Annotated in this window: 15 protein-coding genes and 1 pseudogene; 14 read left to right on the top strand and 2 right to left on the bottom strand. The window is 56.9% G+C overall.

Translation table 11 applies throughout. The annotated features are described in order from the left end of the window. Nucleotides 1–139: 139 nt before the first annotated feature. The 7 genes and pseudogenes from G3N58_RS30520 (at nucleotide 140) to G3N58_RS30550 (ending at nucleotide 10,216) form a co-directional block, all read left to right on the top strand. Nucleotides 140–1,624 carry an FAD-dependent oxidoreductase gene (locus G3N58_RS30520; protein WP_167037868.1) on the top strand — a complete coding sequence of 495 codons (1,485 nt, stop codon included), beginning with the start codon at nucleotides 140–142 and terminating at the stop codon, nucleotides 1,622–1,624. 10 nt (nucleotides 1,625–1,634) lie between these two features. Continuing rightward, nucleotides 1,635–2,294, top strand: a complete 660-nt coding sequence (locus tag G3N58_RS30525; RefSeq protein WP_206001058.1) for a c-type cytochrome — start codon at nucleotides 1,635–1,637, stop codon at nucleotides 2,292–2,294. 32 nt (nucleotides 2,295–2,326) lie between these two features. Further along, nucleotides 2,327–3,052 carry a hypothetical protein gene (locus G3N58_RS30530; RefSeq protein ID WP_241017294.1) on the top strand — a complete coding sequence of 242 codons (726 nt, stop codon included), beginning with the start codon at nucleotides 2,327–2,329 and terminating at the stop codon, nucleotides 3,050–3,052. Nucleotides 3,053–3,210: 158 nt separating this feature from the next. Continuing rightward, nucleotides 3,211–3,523: pseudogene (locus G3N58_RS30535) on the top strand (high-potential iron-sulfur protein). A gap of 1,430 nt (nucleotides 3,524–4,953) precedes the next feature. Beyond that, nucleotides 4,954–6,783, top strand: coding sequence for a DUF1302 domain-containing protein (locus G3N58_RS30540; protein ID WP_167037879.1), 1,830 nt, complete (start codon nucleotides 4,954–4,956; stop codon nucleotides 6,781–6,783). Between the two features lie 63 nt (nucleotides 6,784–6,846). Then, nucleotides 6,847–9,207, top strand: coding sequence for an efflux RND transporter permease subunit (locus G3N58_RS30545; protein ID WP_167037882.1), 2,361 nt, complete (start codon nucleotides 6,847–6,849; stop codon nucleotides 9,205–9,207). 31 nt (nucleotides 9,208–9,238) lie between these two features. Next, nucleotides 9,239–10,216: a YCF48-related protein gene (locus G3N58_RS30550; protein ID WP_167037885.1), complete on the top strand. Its 978-nt coding sequence runs from the start codon at nucleotides 9,239–9,241 to the stop codon at nucleotides 10,214–10,216. An 83-nt stretch (nucleotides 10,217–10,299) separates the two neighbouring features. Here G3N58_RS30550 and G3N58_RS30555 read toward each other — a convergent pair whose 3' ends face one another. Both G3N58_RS30555 and G3N58_RS30560 read right to left on the bottom strand, forming a co-directional pair. Continuing rightward, entirely contained in the window at nucleotides 10,300–11,838 is a 1,539-nt protein-coding gene (locus tag G3N58_RS30555; RefSeq protein ID WP_206001059.1) for an IS3 family transposase, read from the bottom strand. Between the two features lie 134 nt (nucleotides 11,839–11,972). After that, on the bottom strand, nucleotides 11,973–12,464 hold the full coding sequence (locus G3N58_RS30560) for a MarR family transcriptional regulator (RefSeq protein ID WP_167037890.1): 492 nt from the start codon (nucleotides 12,462–12,464) through the stop codon (nucleotides 11,973–11,975). Between the two features lie 143 nt (nucleotides 12,465–12,607). On the opposite strand from G3N58_RS30560, the gene G3N58_RS30565 reads away from it, so the two are divergent. The 7 genes from G3N58_RS30565 (at nucleotide 12,608) to G3N58_RS30595 (ending at nucleotide 20,970) form a co-directional block, all read left to right on the top strand. Beyond that, nucleotides 12,608–13,627 carry an aromatic ring-hydroxylating dioxygenase subunit alpha gene (locus tag G3N58_RS30565; protein ID WP_167038030.1) on the top strand — a complete coding sequence of 340 codons (1,020 nt, stop codon included), beginning with the start codon at nucleotides 12,608–12,610 and terminating at the stop codon, nucleotides 13,625–13,627. 146 nt (nucleotides 13,628–13,773) lie between these two features. Then, the gene (fdhA, locus tag G3N58_RS30570) at nucleotides 13,774–14,973 is read left to right on the top strand and encodes a formaldehyde dehydrogenase, glutathione-independent (protein ID WP_167038033.1); all 1,200 of its coding nucleotides are present in this window, start codon (nucleotides 13,774–13,776) and stop codon (nucleotides 14,971–14,973) included. A gap of 80 nt (nucleotides 14,974–15,053) precedes the next feature. Next, nucleotides 15,054–16,001: a PDR/VanB family oxidoreductase gene (locus G3N58_RS30575; RefSeq protein ID WP_167037893.1), complete on the top strand. Its 948-nt coding sequence runs from the start codon at nucleotides 15,054–15,056 to the stop codon at nucleotides 15,999–16,001. Nucleotides 16,002–16,046: 45 nt separating this feature from the next. After that, nucleotides 16,047–17,426 (top strand): MFS transporter, encoded by a 1,380-nt coding sequence (locus G3N58_RS30580; protein WP_167037896.1) that lies wholly within the window; start codon nucleotides 16,047–16,049, stop codon nucleotides 17,424–17,426. A 59-nt stretch (nucleotides 17,427–17,485) separates the two neighbouring features. After that, nucleotides 17,486–18,475 (top strand): ABC transporter substrate-binding protein, encoded by a 990-nt coding sequence (locus G3N58_RS30585; RefSeq protein WP_167037899.1) that lies wholly within the window; start codon nucleotides 17,486–17,488, stop codon nucleotides 18,473–18,475. Nucleotides 18,476–18,546: 71 nt separating this feature from the next. Further along, complete coding sequence (locus G3N58_RS30590; protein WP_167037902.1) at nucleotides 18,547–19,566, top strand: aromatic ring-hydroxylating dioxygenase subunit alpha; 1,020 nt, start codon at nucleotides 18,547–18,549, stop codon at nucleotides 19,564–19,566. A gap of 306 nt (nucleotides 19,567–19,872) precedes the next feature. Next, the gene (locus G3N58_RS30595; RefSeq protein WP_167037905.1) at nucleotides 19,873–20,970 is read left to right on the top strand and encodes a porin; all 1,098 of its coding nucleotides are present in this window, start codon (nucleotides 19,873–19,875) and stop codon (nucleotides 20,968–20,970) included. Nucleotides 20,971–21,163 lie beyond the last annotated feature (193 nt).

The following is a 21,163-nucleotide window of genomic DNA, read 5'->3' on the forward strand; positions in this document are numbered from 1 at the left end:
ATGATCCTCAGGAAGCTGCGGCTTCTTTGCGCCCTTGTTCTGTTCGCTTTGCTCAACCGCTCGACCACTGTCGTCTTCACGGCATGAGGGCTAACGCCGCGCAAAACGAATTATTCAGGCCGGACTAGATAGAGGCACTATGACAAAAATATCTTCACCCAAAGGCTCTGCCAACTTGCAGCGCAGGCAATGGCTCAAGTATGCCGGCGCTTCGGCAGCCGTCGGAACGCTCGCCATGGGAGCCCGGGAATCGTATGCCGCCGCGACCGCTCAAGGCTCAGGGGACGTTCTCGATGTCGCCATCATCGGCGCCGGGCTGGCTGGACTGACCGCTGCGCGAGACCTTCGCGGGGCAGGCTGCGAATCCTTCGTCGTCCTCGAAGCACGGGATCGTGTAGGCGGCCGGACGTACAACTACGAAGTGCCTGGTCCGGGCGGGTTCGTCTCGGAAGTCGGCGGCCAATGGATCGGGCCGGGGCAGACCGCGGTGGCGGATCTGGCGCGCGAGCTCGGGGTTGACACGTTTCCTACCTACTACGACGGAAAGACCGTCATTCTTGGCGGTGATGGACGTGTGGAGGTGGACTTGAAAGGAACCTTCGGCACGGACGAGACCATCGGCGCCAAGCTGAGTGCGTTGTCGCGTGATGTGCCTTCGGGGGCGCCCTGGACCTCACCTAGGGTTGCGGAGTTCGATAAGCTTTCAATGGGTGACTGGCTGGCAAAGCAGAACATCAAGCCTGAAGACCAGATGGGCTGGAACGGTTCGTCGATACTTTCCGGCGGTGCCATGCCTGCGAAGATGGGGCTGCTGCATTTCCTTTCCATGGTCAATTCGGCGGATTGCGACTTCTCGCAGCTCGACGAGATCAAGCACAGCGCGCAGGAAACACGGTTTATCGGCGGCTCGCAGATTCTCAGCAAGAAGATGGCGCAACAACTGGGCGACAAGGTGCGTCTGTCCACACCCGTGCGCCAGATTTCCGGTTGGGACGGCGAGGTCGTCACGCTGCACACGGACCATGGGGTGGTGCGCGCACGTAAGGTCATCATGGCCATTCATCCGGCCTTGTGCCATCAGGTGCAATTCGATCCACCCCTGCCGGAAAAGCGCGCGGCATTGCAGTGCGCCTGGCCGGGGCATTCGCCGGCGCGCAAGACGGCGACGGTCTATCGTCGCCCCTTCTGGCGCGATAAGGGCTTGAACGGTCACATTTTCCAGATGAACGGTCCAATTATCTGGGCCTTCGACAACTCGCCGCCGGGTGGCGAGATTGGCGTCATCAATGCCTTCACTATGGGTGCGCTGCTGCCTTCCGACCTGCAGGAGGCCAAGCGGATACAGACGGAAATCTATGCTCAGGCGTTGGGCAGCGAGGCTCTGACTCCCGTGGCTTACCACGACCACGATTGGGGTCGCGTTGATCCATGGACGATCACCTGCGTTTCCGCCATTCCCCCAGGCTTCTGGAGCGAGCATGGTGAAGCATTGCGCCCGTCATGTGGGAACCTGATCTGGTCGGGCACCGAAACGGCAAACATCTGGGCCGGCTACATGGATGGCGCGGTTCGCTCCGGCCATCACGGTGCGTTGCAGGCGCTCAATGCATTGCGTCGGGCGTAGGAGAACAATAGTGAAGAAAAAAATTCTGCTGGTTGCCGTTCCCGTGGTCATTGCCTTGCTACTGGTCGTTTTTGGCCGCGATTTTCTCGATCTCTATCGGCTGCAGAACCATGTTGCGAGTTCGACCAAGGCCTATCTTGCCGACGGAGGGGCATGGCCGCATCTGACCGATGTCTGTATGGGCTGCCATGGCGTGAAGGGTAATTCGCTCGCTCAGGGCTATCCGAGCCTTGCCGGGCAGCCGACGCTCTACGTAGCAACCCAACTGCGCAATTTTGCCAGCAGCCAACGGAGTGATCCGAACATGGGGCCGCTCGCGATGACTCTGGGTGCAAGCGAGATCAAGCTGGTCGCCGATTACTACGCCCGGCAGATTCCCGTCGAAAATCGCTACTTCCACCCCGATCCGCACCTGCGGGCAAAAGGCGAGCAACTGGTCAAGGCCAGTGCCTGCGTGGCATGTCATGGTGCCGCGTTGATGGGTCACGACCAGTTTCCGCGTCTCGCGGGCCAAGGGTACGACTACCTGGTGAAACAACTCAACGCCTTTGCCGACGGCGCGCGTACCGAACCCACGGGCACCATGAAGAGCCTTGCTGCGGCTATGTCGTCGGAGGACCGGGCGGCTGTCGCCAGCTATCTCGCAAGCCTCAAGCCGGACACGAAGTGAAGAATCGAAATCAATTCGCATCGGAGACTATGATGAATCAGACCTCGCGCAACGTAATGCGCTTCACGGCCTGGAGTGCCATTATCGGCGGTCTTCTTGCCTACGCGAACGTCGGGCTGTCGGCGGCGGTAACAGGCTCGGACACGGATATGGTGCTGCATGGCGCATCGATGTTGGTGCTGCCGTCAGATGCCCGTGATCTGTTCCGCTGGTGCATGGTTGCCGACACGCTCGGCTTCTATCTGCCCTTCCTCGCCATCGGTGGCTATTTCGTGCATGTATTCCGTGAGGAGCTAGGCGCGCTCGGCAACATGGTGGCGTTCGCCGTCGTGCTGTACGTCGTGGTGGGTGTGACAGGCGCGGTCATGCAGTTCGCGATCATCCATCCACTCGCACATCTGTATGCGGGTGGGGACGACGCCACGAGAAGCGCAGCGGCAGCGGTATGGACGGCGATAGCCAATGCGACTCAAAACGGATTGTGGTGGATTGAAGGTCCACTCGTGCTGTTCTGGACACCGATTGCGGCCAACCTGCTCAAGAGGGCGGGTTGGAGGGGATCGATTCTCCTGAAGATCGTCGGGTGGGCTTTCGGAGCTTTCTTCCTGTTTGGTTTTTTCCCGGAATTCGATGCACTTTCAAATGCAAGCGAGGCGGTCGTTGTACTCGTCTTGCCGCTGTGGATGCTGTGGTTCGGCTGGCAGTTGTTGCGCCGCTCGCGGACCTACACCGAAACGGTTCCGGGGTTTGCTGGGTAAGGCGCACTCCTTGCCGAGGCAGGGCGTTGAGGGCGTTTTGAAATCCAAAGCGAATTGTCGGGTCACTTTGTGCCAGGAAAACATAATTCGTAGTCCATAGTATTTTGAGGCCGCTGTGCCTTGGTGGCACGCCAATTCCACAATAGAAGAGTATTTGCATGAGAACTTCCCGCCGCATTTTTATGATCGAAACCGCCAGCATCGCGACGGGGTTCGCGCTTTCGCGCCTTGCTTTTGCCGATGTGGCCAAGGTGTCGGAAGTCGATTCGACGGCGCTCGCGCTCGGTTACAGGACCGATGCGACCAAGGTCGACAAAGCAAAGTATGCGAGGTACGTGATGGGCCAGGTCTGCAGCAATTTGCGCGTTCTATCAGGGCAAACCTCAGGATGCGTTCGCCCCTTGCCCCATGTTCGGCGGTAAGCCGGTCGCGGGCAACGGTTGGTGCAGTGCCTATAGCAAAAAGGCTTGATTGCGCAGCGTTACAGCATGCCGGCATCGAATCGGACAGTAAGACATGTACTTACAGAATGGCATGACTCGCTTACGTCGACATTGGCACAGCTTGTTCCTAAGGCCGATGCGAGATGCGGAATGGAGCAAAGTCAACATATCGCTGTTCTCCTAATCGGGTTAGTTGATGGGTCGGCGATTCGTCATGGAGCCAAGCAAGGAATGCGTAAGTACCTACGTGGAATCGATACGCCGCTTGTCGAGGCTACGAATCGTATTCTGCAGGAGAGTTCTTTTGAGTCGTCGAAAGAATGACGATTGAGACGTCAACGACGTGGTCCACGGAGGCAGGAGATTACCTTGTCTTTTTCCTTTAAAAATGATCCGCCCGCTTATTAACAATCATAGGTCAGTGTTCCGTTAACAGGCGTGGCAGACATTGGGCGTCTCATGTGAACCTGTGCGACACGTTTCGCTTCCACCCTCGTGCCGGGTTTGAGCACCCGTGGTTACTGTGTCCTTGCAGGCGTTTCAGGAAACGCCACAGGAATCTGCGCTGCCGCAACTTCTTCCAACCTTCATCAAACGAGCGGTTCCAGTTTGACATGGCTGAGGACCGGTCAGCAGCTTCCAAGTGATCCCTGTTGTGACCTAATCCGTCAACCATGAATTCGTCCCTTGATGGGGAAGACTTAATCCCTTGAGAAACCGGCTATGTCCTGAAGTGGGGGCAGAGGCGTGGGAGCGTCTTCGTCAGTCAGTGTTTTCCCTATTTTTTTTGCCTTGTTGGTAGGTCGTGACGGCGCTACTATTAGGTCATTAAGGCGCAATTGATGGTCTTTGATACAACGTGTTCGGCGTGCAGAGCGTAGCCTTCAGCAGCGGCTTTCCCGTATCGAGATATAGCTATATGGATTCACGCCCCCAGTTCGATTTGGTGGCAAGGGGCAGTTAAGGTGGGGAATAACGGCCACAAGGTTAACTCGATAGCACTGGAGCTCCGAATTTGCGCGACGCGCGTGCATCGCGGGGTGGGGTGCTTGTCGGTCGGTCCAGAGTAGTTTACGAAGCAGAGTTCTGATAATACATGTAGGAATGCAAAGTTAAATGAAGCGTATCACTGATGGCCGGAGAACGGTGACACAGATTGAGTATGCGCGATTCCATCGAGCGGCATGGGTGAAAACTGCACGGCGCTCGCAATAGCGGGCCACTTGCCCAGTACGAACTGAATGACGGGCGTTACGTGTTCGACGGATCGTTCGTTGGGCAGGGCAAGGACATTTGCTGATACCAGCAGGTCGACAATCTGCGCTTGAAGTCGGACTTCTTAGCGGCGGAATCGCTGAAGTCGGTGAGCGAGCGCCGATATCTGGCGCAGGTACGAGAGGGGAGCTGCACGCGCACGACCACGCGCGCCGGCGTCAAGGGAGACGGCAGGAGACGAACATGAGAACGATGATCAATGGGAAACGTACGGCGATTTCGCTGGCCATTCTGGGCGTAGCGACCTCCAGTGCCTACGGCTATGAATTCACGACGGGGCTTAACGATCTTACCGGTTCGTGGGTGACCAACCTTACCGCAGGTGCGGCGATCCGGACCAAAAGCCCGAGTTGTTCGCTCACGGGCGATCCGAACGCGTTCGGTTGCGGCGCGGAGGCGAACGTCAACCAGTGGGGCTTCGGTGACAATGGTGACCTGAACTACCGCAAGGGCCAGCCGTTCAGCACCTACGTCAGCGCCACGAGCGAACTGCTGCTGAAGATGCCCAGCGCCGGGCTCAAGTTCATGGTCCGTGGCACGGGCATGTACGACTTTCTCGCGGGCGACACGAACCGCACACCACTCTCGAGCACCGCTTCGGCGCAGGTTGTCTACAATGCGCAACTGCTCGACCTGTGGGCCGAGAAGGATTTCACGATCAACAACGGAGCCGCTCACGTGCGACTGGGCAACCAGGTGATCAACTGGGGCGAGAGCATCTTCGCGCAGGGCGGCATCAACGCCACCAACTCGCTCGATATCCAGAAGTTGCTGATTCCGGGTTCGCAGTTGAAGCAGGCGCTGCTGCCCGCACCCATGGTGAGCTTTGCCGCGGATTTGGGCCATGGCTTCAGTACTGAGGATTACTACCAGTTCCAGTGGAATGGGAACCGTCTCCCGCCGGTCGGATCGTTCTGGTCCACCACGAACGTCCTGGGTCGCGGCGCGGAACCGCTCACGGTCAACACGAACAACTTTAACGTGGCCGGTCCCAGTGCGGGGACGATCGCCGGGGCAAACAGCGGCAACCAGGACGTGATCAACGGCATCAACACCGGGCTCGTCAATGGGGCATTTGCTGGACTGCCCGATAACGTTATCGGCATTCCGGTGAACTGGCAGGCGCCGTCAAAATACAAGCCGCAGTTCGGCCTGAAGTTCAACTATTCGCCGCGCTCGTTCGACGCGAACTTTGCGTTCTATTACGAAAACTATACCGACAAGTCACCGGTTCTTTCATCGCTGGCAAACGGAACGGGGCAGTGGTCGTATCTGGAGAACCGCCAGCTTTTTGGCGTGAGTGCGAATTTCGGGGTGGGTAACTGGGCAATCGGCACAGAATTGTCATATCGACCTCATGACGCGGTAGCGTTATCGAGCTGCTATGGCGCGGGTGGCCCGCTGGATGCGAACACCAACGGCGTAGCCGGCGTCAATTGCCAGCAATGGGCTGACAAGAAGAAATTCCAGTACGACATCAACGGCATTCTGGCCCTGACACGCAGCGAGTATCCGTTTCTCAAGCTGATCGGCGCGGATGCGGCGGCGCTGACATGGGAACTCACCTGGATCTACTACCCCGGCGTGAGTTCGAGCGGCGTCACGCGCACGGTCAACGGACAGACCGTGACGCAGGTGCCCCAGGCAGGTTATCTGCCGTGGCTGAACAATAACTCCGATGCGGGCTATCCGATCGCGATGGCACAGGGTACATCGAGTTCCGTGGGCGCGACGGTCGATTTCAACTGGACCTATGACGGCACCCTGATCCATGGCTGGCAGGTGACGCCTGGCGTGACGTTCGCCGACGCGCTTTATGGCTATACGCCAACGCTCGTCGCGAACTACCTGCAGGGCGCGAAGTCGCTGAACCTGTACGTGCTGTTCAACCAGAATCCAACCGTCTGGCAGGCGGGCATCAATTACACGTTGTTCTTCGGGGGGCACCAGACGGTCGGTCAGCCCTACGCAGATCGCAATTTCGTCGGGATGTTTGTCACCCGGAATTTCTGACAGGTTAGCCTGTGAGAGAAGGTGCACGCTGTGCGCCGTCGGAATACTTGAAGGGATAACGCCGTGCTAAATCGTCTGGTCAGTGGTCTGGAAAGATTTTTCTTCGGTCATCGTGTGAGTGTGCTCGTGGCGATCGGCGTGTTTACGGCCGTCATGGCGGTTTTCGCCGTGCAGTTGCGCATGGATGCGGGTTTCGAAAAGCAGATGCCGATTGGACACGAGTACATCCAGACGTTCCAGAAGTACCGGAACGACCTGCTCGGCGCGAACCGGATCACCGTCGTGGTGCGTGCACGCAAAGGCCCGATCTGGACGAAGGAGGGGCTCACGCGGCTGTACAGGGTGACCCAGGCCGTCACGTACCTGCCGAACGTGGACCGTATTGGCGTGCAATCGCTATGGACGCCGAACGCCTACGTGAATGAAATCACGGCTGAGGGGTTTCGTGCGGAGCCGATCATCTCCGGTACCATCACGCCCGACCAGCTCACGCCCGACATTGTTGCGAAGATCCGCCGTGCGACGACGCTCGGGGGCTATGTCGGCACGCTCGTTTCGCACAACGAAGACAGCGCGATGATCACGGCCGAGCTCAACGAGCGCGACCGTAACGGCAAGGTGCTCGACTACGTGGCGTTCAACCACCTGCTCGAGGCGCAGATCCGCAAGCCGTTCGAGGACGCCGGCTACGACATCCAGATTATCGGCTTCGCCAAACAGATTGGAGACATCGCCGATGGTGCGACCGCCGTGCTCGGCTTCTGCTGCGTCGCTCTGCTGTTGACCGCGCTCGCCGTTTACTGGTACTGCCATTCGCTTCGCTTCACGGCGCTGCTGGTTTCGTGCTCGCTGACTTCGCTGGTCTGGCAGTTCGGGACGCTGAAGCTGCTGGGTTTCGGGCTCGATCCGCTCGCGGTGCTAGTGCCATTCCTCGTGTTCGCCATTGGCGTCTCGCACGGCGTGCAGCAGGTGAATTACATCGTGCGGGAGATCGCGCACGGCAACAGCTCGTACGACGCGGCACGCCACAGCTTCAGCGGCCTGTTGATTCCGGGCGTGCTGGCGCTGGTGACGGCATTCGTGTCGTTCATCACGCTGCTGCTGATCCCGATCCCGATGGTGCGCGAGCTCGCGATCACCGCGTCGCTTGGCGTCGCGTACAAGATCGTGACGAACCTGATCCTGCTGCCGGTGGCGGCGTCGTGCTTCAACTTCACGAAGAGCTATGCCGACAACGCGCTCAGGCGTGCGCAGCAGCGCGCAAAGCCGCTGCGCGTGCTGGCGCGTGTGGCCGAGCCGAAGTTCGCGAGCCTCACGTTGGCCCTGACAGTTGTCGTGCTTGGGCTGGCTGCTTGGCAAAGCCGTGACCGCGTGATCGGCACCTTGCAGCCGGGCGCGCCCGAGCTGCGCGCGGATGCGCAGTTCAACCGCGATGCGACCTCGATCTCCTCCAGCTACGACATCGGCCTCGACTGGCTTACGGTGGCCATCGAGTCGACGGGTAAGGCCTGTGACAACCCGGCGGTGGGCCTGTACGAAGACGACTTTGCCAGCACGATGCAGTCGGAACCGGGTGTAGTGTCAGTGCAGTCTTACTCGGGAATGCTGCGCCGCTACAACCAGGGATATAACGAGGACTATCCGAAGATGAGCGTGGTGCCGATCGATCCGGAAAACTACGGAGCGGTATCGGTCGACGTCGGTCGTGTGAAGGGCTTCATGAAGGCGGACTGCTCCATGACGGCAGTACACCTGTTCCTCTCGGATCACAAGGCGACGACGATTAACCGGATTCTGGACGATGTGAAGGCATATCGCGCAGCGCATCCGTTCGCAGGCATCACGGTGAGGCTGGCTGCGGGCAATGTGGGTGTGCTGGCGGCGACCAATGAGGAAGTGGCAAAGAGCGAGCTGCCGATGATGTTGTACGTGTATGCGGCGATCCTGGTGCTGGTGTTACTGGCGTATCGCGACTGGCGTGCGATGCTGGCGTGCTGCCTGCCTCTGACGGTGGCGACCTTTATCGGCTACTGGTTCATGAAGGAGTTGCAGATCGGACTGACGGTGGCGACGCTACCGGTGATGGTGCTGGCCGTGGGGATCGGCGTGGACTATGCGTTCTATATCTACAACCGTCTGCAGGTGCATCTGGCGGGTGGCCAGAACATCGTAAAGGCGGTGCAGCACGCAATGCTGGAGGTGGGGGTGGCGACGATCTTTACGGCGATCACGCTGGCGATCGGGGTGGCGACGTGGAGCTTCTCGGCGCTGAAGTTCCAGGCCGACATGGGCAAGCTGCTCGCATTCATGTTCCTCGTCAATCTGCTGATGGCGATGACGGCGCTGCCCGCGTTGGCCTCGTTGCTGGAGCGCTGGTTTCCGCGCCGCAAGCCGGCCCGCGCGCCGGGTTTGTTCAGCCATTGACGCCTGAAGACGCAATCAAAGGAAGCAAAGCATGATCAGGACTCTTGTAACGTGCCTGGCGCTGTGCGTGAGCGCAGCGGCCTTCGCCGAGTCACAGGGCGCGGTGACGGACTGGGCGGCGAAACCCGCCCGTGCGTGGGCGGAACCGTCCCACATGATGCTGCTGGACGTGACGCATGCGGGCAAGCGCATCGTGGCCGTGGGCGAGCACGGCGTGATCGTTATTTCGGATGACGATGGAAAGACGTGGCGGCAGTCGCAGCAGGTGCCCGTTTCGGCCACGCTGTCTGCGGTGACGTTTGCCGATGCGCAGCACGGCTGGGCAGTGGGGCAGTGGGGAGTGATTCTGGCCACCAGTGACGGTGGCCAGACGTGGCAGAGGCAACGGATGGACATCTCGGTCGACCAGCCGTTGTTCTCAGTGCGCTTCACCAATGCTCAGGACGGTATCGCCGTGGGCTTGTGGTCGCTGATGCTCGCGACCCATGACGCCGGCAAGACGTGGACCAGGGTGACGGTGGCAAAGCCGCCGGGCGGAGGCAAGGCGGACCGCAACCTGTACCACATCTTCGCCGATCGACAGGGCGTGCTCTACATTACGTCAGAGCAGGGGACGGTGCTGAAGTCGACCGACGGCGGCGCGAACTGGACCTACATGGCGACGGGCGGCAAGGGTTCGTTGTGGAGCGGTGTAGCGATGCCCGATGGCCGGATCGTCGTTGGCGGCCTGCTCGGCAGCCTGTATCAAAGTAGTAATGGCGGGGCGACCTGGGTGCCGCTGAAGTCGGGAGCAAAAAGTTCGATCACCGATATCGTCGCTGCGGGCGATGGACTGATTGGAGTCGGGCTCGACGGTCTGGTGCTGAAGCAACGTGCCGATGGCTCATCGTTTGAGGTCACCCAGCGTCCGGATCGCGCGACGCTGACCGCGGCCGTGATCGATGCGGGCGGCAAGCCGGTTCTGTTTTCGCAGAATGGCGTGCTTCAAGACATGATCGCGAAGCAATGATTTCGGATCCGAATTGATGTTCCACTGGCACGACGGCAATGCAACACTTGATCGGGGGGATGCGGCCATTTTCTTGGACTGATTTACGTCGTTAATCCGAGGCTTTCACGGTACTCAATGGGACTGAGATAGCCAAGGGAGCTCTTGATCCGTTTTTCGTTGTACCAGCGAATATAGGAGTTCAGTGCTTCAACGAACTCCGCGATGGTTGTCGAACGCCAGTCCCCTGGATAGAACATCTCGGTCTTCAGCCTGCCGAAGAATCCCTCACAGGCCGCGTTGTCTGGTGAGCAGGCTTTACGCGACATGGATCGGACCAGATTAGCCTTTGCAATTCGCGACAGCCAGCCAGGCCAGCGGTAGTGGCCACCTCTATCGGAATGCACGATCGGCGTTTCATCGTCCTCGGTCACGGTCTCGATAGCCGCATCTAACATCGTATTCACGAGCGCTGCGTCGGGGCTTGTGCCAATCGACCAGCTGACTACCATGCCATCGAAGCAGTCGACCATGGGCGATAGATATACCTTCCCCGCCGGGATCTGGAACTCGGAGATATCCGTCAGCCACTTTTCGTTGGGGGTCGTAGCGTGGAAATCGCGATTGATGGTGTTATCTGGGGCCGGGCTAATTTCCCCAACATAAGAACGATACCGGCGCCGCTTGGGCCTGGCTGCGTAGAGGCCGCCTTGTTTCATGAGGCGACGCACGACCTTTTCCGATAGGAACACCCGTTGTCTGCTGAGTGCTGCTTGCACCCGACGGTAGCCGTAGGATCGGTGATTGTCCTCAAAGATCTCTGCAACAGTACGACGGACTTCTGCATATTTGTCGGTGCCCCGTATGGGTGACCGATGGTAGAAATAGGAGCTGCGCGCCAGGTCCAACCGCTCAAGCAGCTCAGTCAAACCGTATTCTTCTCTCAGGGCGTCAACCAGCGTCGTCTTCTCCCGGTTGCTCAGGAGTGGCAGGTCGACGCCCAGGTCTTTTTTTAGGAGTTCATTCGCCTTCTTCAACAGGTCGTGTTCAAGCTGCAGATTGCGAATGTCGCGCCGGAGCCCTTCGACCTGCCGCTCCAGTTCGTCCCGATCCGTCTCTGCGGGTGATCCCTTGTCGCGTTTCATGGATGCAGGGGCCTCTGGGCCGAGTAACTGGTTTTTCCAGTTGTACAGCGACACCCTGTCGACGTCCAGCTTTCGCGCCACCGCCCATGCACTTCCTTGCCGTGTGCACAGTTCGTACACCGCAAGCCGCCTGGACGCCAATGACACGGCCGGTCGGCCTGTCTTGCCAACCGCGCATTTCCTGGTTTCCGGATAGCGCTCGCGAACCCACGCCGTCAGTATCTGGTGACAGGGATAGCCTAATGTCCTGAGGGTGAAGCTGACGCAGCACCCGTGGTTGATGTAATGCTCGAGTACCAGGTTCTTCTGTTCTTCTGAGTACTTCGGCTTTACGCGAACATACTCTTTCTGCAGATCGCCACTCTTCTCGAATTCCTCACACCACGCCTTGAGAGAATTCTTCGTCGGGTAGCCCAACTGGCGGATTGTCGCCTTGATGCGCTTCCCTAGTTTCAGGTACAGCCCGACCGCCCGAACGCGCTCTTCGTATGAATACATGGACTACCTCCAAAGTAGTCCAAGATTTTGTCCGCATCCCCTGTGGGTCAGAATTCCGTGCAAATCAACAATCTGCTGCCAATCACTGCGACCAATCCACGAAGCGATCAGCGATGCGTTTCAACCGTTGTCTTCTATTCCAGCGCGGCTCTTCCTCGAAAGGGTGCGCGACTTTGTTCGTTATTCAACTTAACAAATTTCTTGAGCAAGGTCATGAATTGATCCTGCTCATCGGGCGCGAACGAAGCGAGCATTTGACGGCGTAATTCATGTACGGCTGGGACGAGGTCATGAAGCAGGTCAGCGCCCAGTTCGGTGAGCCGCACCAGGCGAAATTTCCGATTTTTGGGGTTGACTGAGCGTTCGAGTAAACCTCGCTCCTCTAGTCGTGCCACGAGTGCCGCCGTTGTTGACGTGTCAAGGGCGCATAGGCTTGCAAGCGTATTCTGGTCAATATTGGGATGACCTTGAAGGATGCGCAAGACGGCGTACTGCACGGGGGTGACGTGCGTCCCGATCACAGCATGAAACATCGAGACGGCAATTTGTTGTGCCCGCCGTACCAAGTGGCCGGGCTGATCGTAAAGGTCGGTTGTAAGCAGATCGTCTTCGCTTATCGTGGTCATTGTTGTGTCCCCAAATTTCCAGTATCGGATCAGGGTTTAACCTGAGTCAATTGGCGTTGTACAGTGAATGATAGTGAGTATACTGATCGTCATATTGAGTGTGCTGAATATGACGATTGAACAAAGGAGAGATCGTGTTTCCGATGAATCAATGGTACGTCGCGGGATTGGCTTGGGAGATCGCCGATAAACCTCTCGCCCGGACGTTTTTGAACCAACCGGTTGTACTGTTTCGCCTGGTCGATGGCAAGGTGGTTGCGCTAGAAGATCGATGCTGTCACCGAGCGTTGCCGCTGTCATTCGGCACCGTGGAGGAAGGCGGCCTCCGATGCGGATATCACGGCTTGCTTTTCGATGGAACGGGTAAGTGTATCGAAATACCCGGTCAACCGACGATCCCGACGCGAGCGTGCGTGCGTCGATATGACGTGATCGAAAAGGACCAGATTGTCTGGATCTGGATGTCCGCTGAAGGCGGCGAGTTGCCAACGTCCGAGCCACCCTCGTACCCGTGGCATTCCGATCAGCGATATCAGTTCAAGGGTGATGCTTTCCACTATCAAGCTCCCTATCAGTTGATCCACGACAACCTGATGGACCTTAGCCATCTGGGTTACGTGCATACGCAGACGATCGGCGGCGACCCGAAGACCCATATGGAAGCGGAGATGCGGGTTGCGCAACAGGGTGAGACCGTCAAGGTTACGCGCTGGATGAGGGACTCTCGCCCTCCCAAGACGTATACCGACGCATGGCCCTTTACTGGGCAAGTGGATCGGTGGCAGGAGATCGAGTTCGATCTGACTTACCTGAAAATCTGGACGGGTGCGGCCGACGTGGGAACCGAATCTCTCGATGACGAGAGCCGAGGCGGATTTCACATGCGTGGGTTTCATGGAATTACGCCCGAAACTGAAACGTCGACGCATTACTTCTGGACGATCGCAAGCAACGAGTTTTCCTCAGAATATCCAAATCTCGAGGCGGTGTATGAGCAAACTGCACATACGTTTATGGAAGACAAGACCGTCGTGGAAGCGCAGCATCGCAGCCTAGGCCGATTTCCGAGCCATCGAAATATCGACATTCACGTTGACGCAGCGGCGAATCGCGTGAAGCGGATCGTAGACCATCTGTCCCAACAGGCTAGCGCCAACGCCTAACTGTACTCGTCCGTCGTACCGAAGTATGGTGTCTGAGTGGCTTATCCAGACTATCTTGAATATTAATTTGGATTCCTACCAAAATAATCGCTGATAGACGCGCGGTCGTTTTGTTGCCGGAGTCCAGAGCTACATGAGGATGAATGATGAGTTCCAACCGAGGTGTCGTTTATGTTGAGCCGGGGAAAGTGGAGGTGGCCAATATCGATTTCCCGAAGCTCGTTGATCCTGCCGGGCGCAAGGCGAACCATGGCGTAATCCTGCGCGTTGTGTCCACGAACATCTGTGGTTCCGATCAGCATATGGTGCGCGGACGAACTACTGCTCCGCGCGGATTGGTGCTAGGACATGAGATCACCGGCGAGGTAATTGAACTTGGGTCCGACGTTACGACACTTTCTCTCGGTGACCTCGTCTCTGTTCCGTTCAATGTCGCATGTGGGCGTTGTCCAATGTGTAAGGGGCAAAACACCGGGGTCTGCCTCAGCGTGAATCCTGGCCGCCCAGGCGGTGCATATGGGTATGTAGACATGGGAGGGTGGATTGGTGGGCAGGCCGAATATGTCATGGTGCCGTATGCTGATTTCAATCTCCTCAAATTTCCGGATCGGGACGCTGCGCTTGCCAAGATCCGGGACCTGACGTGTCTGTCCGACATTCTGCCTACGGGGTATCACGGCGCGGTGACAGCCGGTGTGAAACCGGGGGCAACGGTGTATATCGCTGGTGCCGGTCCGGTCGGGCTTGCCGCTGCGGCGTCTGCTCGCCTGTTGGGGGCTGCTGCTGTCATCGTGGGTGATGTGAACAAGGACCGGCTTGCTCACGCACACAAGGTTGGCTTTGAAGTTGTCGATCTGTCTCAGGATGCGACCTTGCTTGAACAGGTCGAAGAGATCCTTGGTGTGCCCGAAGTCGATTGCGCCATCGATTGCGTTGGTTTTGAAGCGCGGGGGCACGGGCACAATGGCTCACAACAGGAAGCGCCAGCCACAGTGTTGAATGCGCTGATGGATGTTACCTCGGTGGCAGGCAGTATCGGCATTCCTGGCTTGTACGTGACTGACGACCCAGGTGCAGTGGACGAAGCTGCTAGACGCGGCAGCCTGTCCGTCAGGTTTGGGCTTGGTTGGGCGAAGTCGCACAGTTTCTTTACCGGCCAGACTCCTGTCATGAAATACAACCGCAATCTCATGCAAGCAATTCTCTGGGATCGGATCAACATCGCGGACGTTGTGAACGTTCAGGTGATCTCGCTCGACGACGCTCCGACCGGCTACGCACAATTCGATTCCGGTGTTCCCCGCAAGTTTGTCATTGATCCTCACGGAGTGCTGGCGGCAGCGTAAAGACGTGGAAACACGCCAATCGCTCAGTACATCGCAACGCGTTTACGAACGCGATCGACACAGGGTAGAAGGGTAGCAGGATGTTTAAAGTCAAGGTCATCAAGAAGCAGCGTGCGGCCGAGGGTATCTGCCGGTTCGAACTGGAGCGCGTGGATGGCGCTCCATTACCGCCGTTCACAGCTGGCGCACACATCGACGTGTTTATCCGTCCGGGTCTCGTTCGTCAATATTCGCTATGCAACGCTCCCCGAGAGCGTCACCAGTATGTGATCGCTGTTCTTCAGGATCCACAGTCCCGAGGTGGTTCAGTCGCGATGCACACGATCGATGAGGGAGATATCGTTGAGATCAGCGAGCCCCGCAACCATTTTTCTCTGGTCGATGGGGCCACACGCTCGGTGCTTGTCGCAGGGGGCATCGGAATTACACCTATCTTGAGCATGGTGTATCAGCTCCACGAAGATGACGCATCATTTGAACTCCACTACTGTGCGCGAGATACAGCTCGGATGGCACTACGTGACGATTTGGAAGCGCTCGGGCTTGCAGATCGCGCGCACCTTTATCTCGACGCGGAGGGAACCCGCATCAATTTCGAGCAAGTTCTCGGTCAGCCGGAGCAGGGTGCACATCTCTACGTCTGCGGCCCCTCCGGTTTCATCGCCGCGGTCCTTGATGCAGCGAAAACGTTCGGCTGGAACGCCAACAACGTGCACCGGGAACACTTTGGCCTACCGCAAACAGGTACCGATACAGGTGGCAGTCCCTTTACCGTTAGGCTGGCCAGATCTGGTGCGAGCGTGACAGTAATGCCAGAGGAATCCATTGTGAAGGCATTGGCCCGAATCGGTGTGGAGATTCCAGTCTCGTGCGAACAGGGTGTGTGCGGAACATGCCTGACCAGAGTGTTGGACGGTATCCCGGAACATCGGGACGCGTACCTGATGGAAAACGAAAAGGCAGTGAATGATCAGATCTTACCCTGCTGCTCAAGAGCGGTATCCGATGTTTTGGTGCTTGACATATAGCGGATTTTTTTGCGTAGGGAATTCGATAAAGAAAAGGAGACGGTAGTGAGCCTCGCAGAGGAAACAATAGATGTACAGCGGTTCGTGGATGAGCGACGGATTGGATTCCGGCAAATCCGATTGTTTTGTCTTTGCCTGCTGATCCTGATTCTCGATGGCTACGATACTGTCGTCGTCGGTTACGTGGCACCACAACTTCGAGCCCACTGGGGAGTACAGCCCGCGCAGCTTGGCCCGCTCTTCGGTGTAGGTCTCCTGGGCCTGACTGTAGGTTCATTCGTCTTCGGCCCGATTGCAGATCGCGTCGGGCGGCGCGTGACGCTTATCTGGTCCGTCATCCTGTTCGGCGTGGCGTCGTTTGCATCTGCGTTTGCCCCTTCGCTGATCGCATTGATAGCGTTGCGTTTCGTGACTGGTCTTGGGTTGGGCGGTGCCATGCCGAACGCCTATACGCTGGCAGTGGAGTACAGCCCAACGCGATTGCGTGCCAGTCTGGTTGCACCGATCGGCTGTGGACTAGCAGTCGGTGGTGCCGTAGCAGGTCTGTTTGCGGCGCAGGCGATTCAGGCTTACGGGTGGCCTTCGATGTTTGTGGTGGGAGGTATGCTTCCGCTCATACTGGCACCAGTGCTGGTTCGTTGGCTACCGGAATCGGTGCGATATCAGATCGCGCGAGGCACTCCAGACGTAGAGGTTCGCCAAACGATGTCTGCCGTTTTTCCGGATGTGTCGCTTCAGGGTGTGCGGCTCGTTTGCACAGAGCACGCTCCTAAGGGATTTCCGGTCACGCAACTATTTCGCGGAGGTTTAGTAAGCGGGACGTTGTTACTGTGGATCACCGCATTTGGTGCGCTACTTGTCGTCTATTTTCTGAGTAGCTGGCTGCCTGTCCTGATTCATGAATCTGGCGCATCGCTCAGCACGGCTGCCACGATGACTTCCTGCTATCTGTTCGGTAATACGTTTGGGGCCATTTTGCTGGGCTTGTTAATGGATCGTTGCAACCCGCAGCTCGTGCTGTGTGCAGCGTTTATAGCTGCGTGCGCGGCACTCGTATCTTTCGGCAATATGATTGGCGCGCCGATCCTCGCCTATCTGACGCTGTTTGTGATCGGCGTTGGCACTGGTGGAACGACCACGGGTACGAACATTCTGGCTGCCAGCTTTTATCCGACTGCTAGTCGGGCAACGGGCGTAAGTTGGACCTTGGCTTTTGGCCGCATCGGCTCCATTGTTGGAGCAACTGCTACCGGGCTGCTGGTGGCCGCGAAATGGTCGATCTCACAGATCTTTGTGGCCGCAGCTTTTCCGTTGGTGTTGGCGGCGATCGCTGTCGCTCTGCTTGGCTGGGTTCGTCGAGCAAAAGGCAATCCAACGGGCAATCAACCGACTTCGGAGCGCGTAGTTGCCGCTGACGGCCATTAAGGAAGGCGCGAGGTTGCCTTACGCCACTACTACGTTTTGATAAACAGGTCGAGGAACCAATGACTTTACCGCTTACGGTCGCCTGCTGGGATTACGATCGCACGAGTGCGCTGTTCGGCTCCACTGTCCGTATTGAAGGTTGTTCGCCGACGTTTTTTAATCTTCCAGTCGAAGAGACGTTTTTTCGTGCATTGCGCTCGAAGGAATTCGATGTGGCGGAACTTTCGTTGAGCAGTTATACGGTATTGCGTGCCAAAGGTATTTCCCCGTATGTCGCAATACCTGTATTTATGTCGCGAATGTTTCGCCACTCTGCTATCTATGTTCGTACTGGGGCGGGTATCAAGGAACCCGCCGATCTGAAGGGACGCAAGGTGGGTGTGCCGGAATATCAGTTGACGGCTCCTGTCTGGGTTAGAGGTATTCTCGAAGACGAATATGGGGTCTCGGCAGCCCACATCCACTGGTATAGCGGTGGTGTCGAGCAACCAGGCCGTCACGAGAAAGTATCCATTTCGCTACCACCCGGAGTGGAACTCGCGCCTATCCCAACTGACGAGACGCTAAGCCAGTGGCTGCTCGATGGTCGCATTGATGCATTGGTGGCTCCGCGCGCGCCTCGTCTCTTTGCCGAGGGGCATCCGTCCATCGCCCGACTCTTCCCGGACTTCAGGCGGGTAGAACAGGACTATTTCCGTCGAACCGGTATTTTTCCCATCATGCATGTACTCGGTATCCGGAACGAATTGGTCGAACAGTATCCATGGTTGCCTGCAAGTGTATTCAAAGCATTTCTTCAGGCCAAAAATCATGCGCTTAATGAGCTGTCGGAGGTGGGTGCTCTAAAAGTATCGCTTCCTTGGCTAGCAAGCGACTACACGGATGCGGTCGCAGCGATGGGGCAGGATTTTTGGCGATACGGTGTCTCCGGAAACGAGGCAACGCTTAATGCCTTCCTTCGTTATCACCACCAGCAGGGGTTGTCGCCACGACAGTTGCGAATCGACGAACTTTTTGCGCCGCAAACTCTCGAGCAGGTCTTGATCTGACTCGCGAATGAGATTCTTTTAACGCTCGGCATAGCGGTTTGCGCGATGCCAATCGAAAGACAGGTGTAGAGATGTGGATCAAAAATGCATGGTATGTAGCAGCATTCGAGAATGAGCTGTCCCGAGAATTGGTTGCTCGACAAATTATCGAGCAGAAGCTGGTGTTTTTCCGCACAGAGGCCGGCACTGCCGTTGCGCTCGAAGACCGATGCCCGCATCGAGGTATTCCTCTTTCCAAGGGTACGTTGACCGGCGACGCGGTGCGCTGCACATATCATGGTATCCGTATCGCATCGGATGGGAGCTGCGTACATATCCCCTGTCAGGCTCACATTCCGTCACAGGCGAAGGTTCGTGCTTTTCCGGTCGTGGAGCGCTTCGGGATGGTTTGGGTGTGGATGGGTGATGAGCCAGCGGACGTGGAGAAGATCCCGGATTTCCACTGGATGAAGGACGAGGAGTGGGCGGCGTGTAATGGCTATCACCTGGTTAAGGCCAATTACCAGTTCATGAACGATAACCTGCTCGATCTCTCTCACGAAGCCTACGTTCACGAACGTACGATTGGCAATGAGGCGGTAGCGGAGGCGCCTGTTACCACGACGTCGACGGACGGTGAAGTCCGCGTCCATCGGGATATTGAAAATTGCGAGCCGCCTCCGTTCTATAAGCGTGCCACTGGCTTCGAAACTAACATCAACCGCTGGCATACGACTATCTTTCGGCCGCCGGGTTTCCATGTGATCGAAAATGGCTCGTACCCCGTGACGGGAACTAAAACGGATGCTCTTGAGCGTCGAGTGATGCACCTTGTCACGCCCGAAACGCCAACTACCTCTCATTATTTTTGGGGTGTCGCTCGTCAATACCTGCGCGAAGATAGCGAGCTTACCGAATATATTCGACAGCAGTCGAGTAATACTTTCGATGAAGACGCGGAAATTCTGGAGATTCAGCAACAAGCAATGCATGGGAACGCCGCCAGCAGCTTTCCGGTTGCACTGAAGACGGACGCAGGTCCGATCCGCGCCCGGCGGATGATCCAGTCGATAATTGAAGCTGAACAACGCCGCGGGACGGCCGAGGTCTGACGAGCGAATCACCAGAAGTCCGCCTGTTCGCATCAGGCGGCTTGATTTGAACTCTGCTACTTGGTTTCAAATTGATCGGCTGCGTAGCAGAGGCCGAGCATAGTTGAAGTGCCGGTAAGATTTTTAATCTCAGATGCAGAGATATGTGCGAGTTATGGCATGGTCAAAAACTGATCATGACTATTGCATCGAAAAATAATTAAGTAATGCTTAGTATTTTTATTAAGAAGTGAAGCCGAATACGATGGCGATTTGTGAGTAACCTAAAAAAAGAAAAATCTATTAAAAAGGAGTGGAGGGCGATTTATGAAGAATGCAAAATATTGTGCAAAGATAGGAATGGTATCACTGGCTATGACTGTGCCGTTGGTGGCACATGCTCAAAGTAGCGTTACGCTTTATGGTATTCTTCAGTCAGCGGTTGATTTTAATCACTTTTCTGGAACCTCGTCAAAACCATCTTCCAACGGCGTTTTCCTGACGAACGAGAGTTCTTTTGTCGGCTTTAGAGGAACAGAGGATTTGGGTGGCGGTCTTGCGGCTACATTCAAACTCGAAACTTGGACATCTCTCGCGAACGGGCAGAGTCAGGTTCCCAACGTTTTTTTTGCCACGGAATCTTATGTTGGATTGGCGAAGAACACCCTTGGCACTCTCCAGTTTGGTCGGCAGTATACGCCGGCGCTCTGGCTCACCTACGCAGCAGATCCATTCGGTCGCGCGCAAAACGGTGCAATCTATAATCTGACGCAACAGATTCCGCCGCGCAACCCGATCCGGGGTTTTATTCCGACCCAAAATAACGCTATCCAGTACATTTCCCCGGTGCTGCTCGGGGGGCTTACGATACGGCTTATGTATGCGCCGAGTGGAAGTGCGAGTGCTCCGACCAATCTTGGAGAAATGACCTCGGCCAGCTTTGACTATCGGCATGGGCCGCTGTTCGTGGGAGGTAGTTACGAGAATGCAAGAGTTGCGGGTAGTGTGGCGAGTACAACTTTGGCGACCCTATCCAACACAACGTACACGATGGGAGCGTCCTATGACTTCAATATCGTGAAGCTCTTTGGCTACTTCCTGCAAAACAGGCTACAGACGCAAAATACGCTCGACGCGTACATGGTGGGCGTAACGATTCCGATCGGACTTTCAGTAATTAAATCGTCCTATGAATGGCGGACCATAGCACATACCGAATCGTCAGGGGCATCGGTATTAGCGGTAGGTTATTACTACCCTCTTTCGAAGAGAACGGTGCTCTTTGCGTCATACGCGCATATGCATAACAGCGCCGGCACAGCGTTCGGGCTGTGGCCTAGCGAAACTGCATATAACAGTCAAGGGCTTCCAGCAAACGGTATGGCTATCACCAGCGTCGAATTGGGGATTCAGCACCGCTTTTAGCACGAGCTTTCAGCTTGCTTGGAACGGCCCCCTGAATCACCGGACATGGTCTCCCCCTTAAAATAGCGGGTAGGCATAGGACTGTGTTAATGGGATGGTCGCCCCCGCCTCCCCGGCAAGAGTACGCTATGGAGGCAATCACCAAGGGGAACCATCATGGAAGAAGTAACGCTTGTCGGAATCGATCTTGGTA

This window comes from Paraburkholderia sp. Ac-20342 (assembly GCF_017104985.1).
Taxonomy (GTDB): domain Bacteria; phylum Pseudomonadota; class Gammaproteobacteria; order Burkholderiales; family Burkholderiaceae; genus Paraburkholderia.

Bases quoted from the DNA above. Each gene is read 5' to 3' on its own strand.
- G3N58_RS30530 (WP_241017294.1), top strand. From the start codon at position 2,327: ATGAATCAGACCTCGCGCAACGTAATGCGCTTCACGGCCTGGAGTGCC.
- G3N58_RS30565 (WP_167038030.1), top strand. From the start codon at position 12,608: ATGAATCAATGGTACGTCGCGGGATTGGCTTGGGAGATCGCCGATAAA.
- G3N58_RS30590 (WP_167037902.1), top strand. From the start codon at position 18,547: ATGTGGATCAAAAATGCATGGTATGTAGCAGCATTCGAGAATGAGCTG.
- G3N58_RS30560 (WP_167037890.1), bottom strand. From the start codon at position 12,464: ATGACCACGATAAGCGAAGACGATCTGCTTACAACCGACCTTTACGAT.
- G3N58_RS30540 (WP_167037879.1), top strand. From the start codon at position 4,954: ATGAGAACGATGATCAATGGGAAACGTACGGCGATTTCGCTGGCCATT.
- G3N58_RS30585 (WP_167037899.1), top strand. From the start codon at position 17,486: ATGACTTTACCGCTTACGGTCGCCTGCTGGGATTACGATCGCACGAGT.
- G3N58_RS30550 (WP_167037885.1), top strand. From the start codon at position 9,239: ATGATCAGGACTCTTGTAACGTGCCTGGCGCTGTGCGTGAGCGCAGCG.
- G3N58_RS30555 (WP_206001059.1), bottom strand. From the start codon at position 11,838: ATGTATTCATACGAAGAGCGCGTTCGGGCGGTCGGGCTGTACCTGAAA.
- fdhA (WP_167038033.1), top strand. From the start codon at position 13,774: ATGAGTTCCAACCGAGGTGTCGTTTATGTTGAGCCGGGGAAAGTGGAG.
- G3N58_RS30520 (WP_167037868.1), top strand. From the start codon at position 140: ATGACAAAAATATCTTCACCCAAAGGCTCTGCCAACTTGCAGCGCAGG.
- G3N58_RS30595 (WP_167037905.1), top strand. From the start codon at position 19,873: ATGAAGAATGCAAAATATTGTGCAAAGATAGGAATGGTATCACTGGCT.
- G3N58_RS30575 (WP_167037893.1), top strand. From the start codon at position 15,054: ATGTTTAAAGTCAAGGTCATCAAGAAGCAGCGTGCGGCCGAGGGTATC.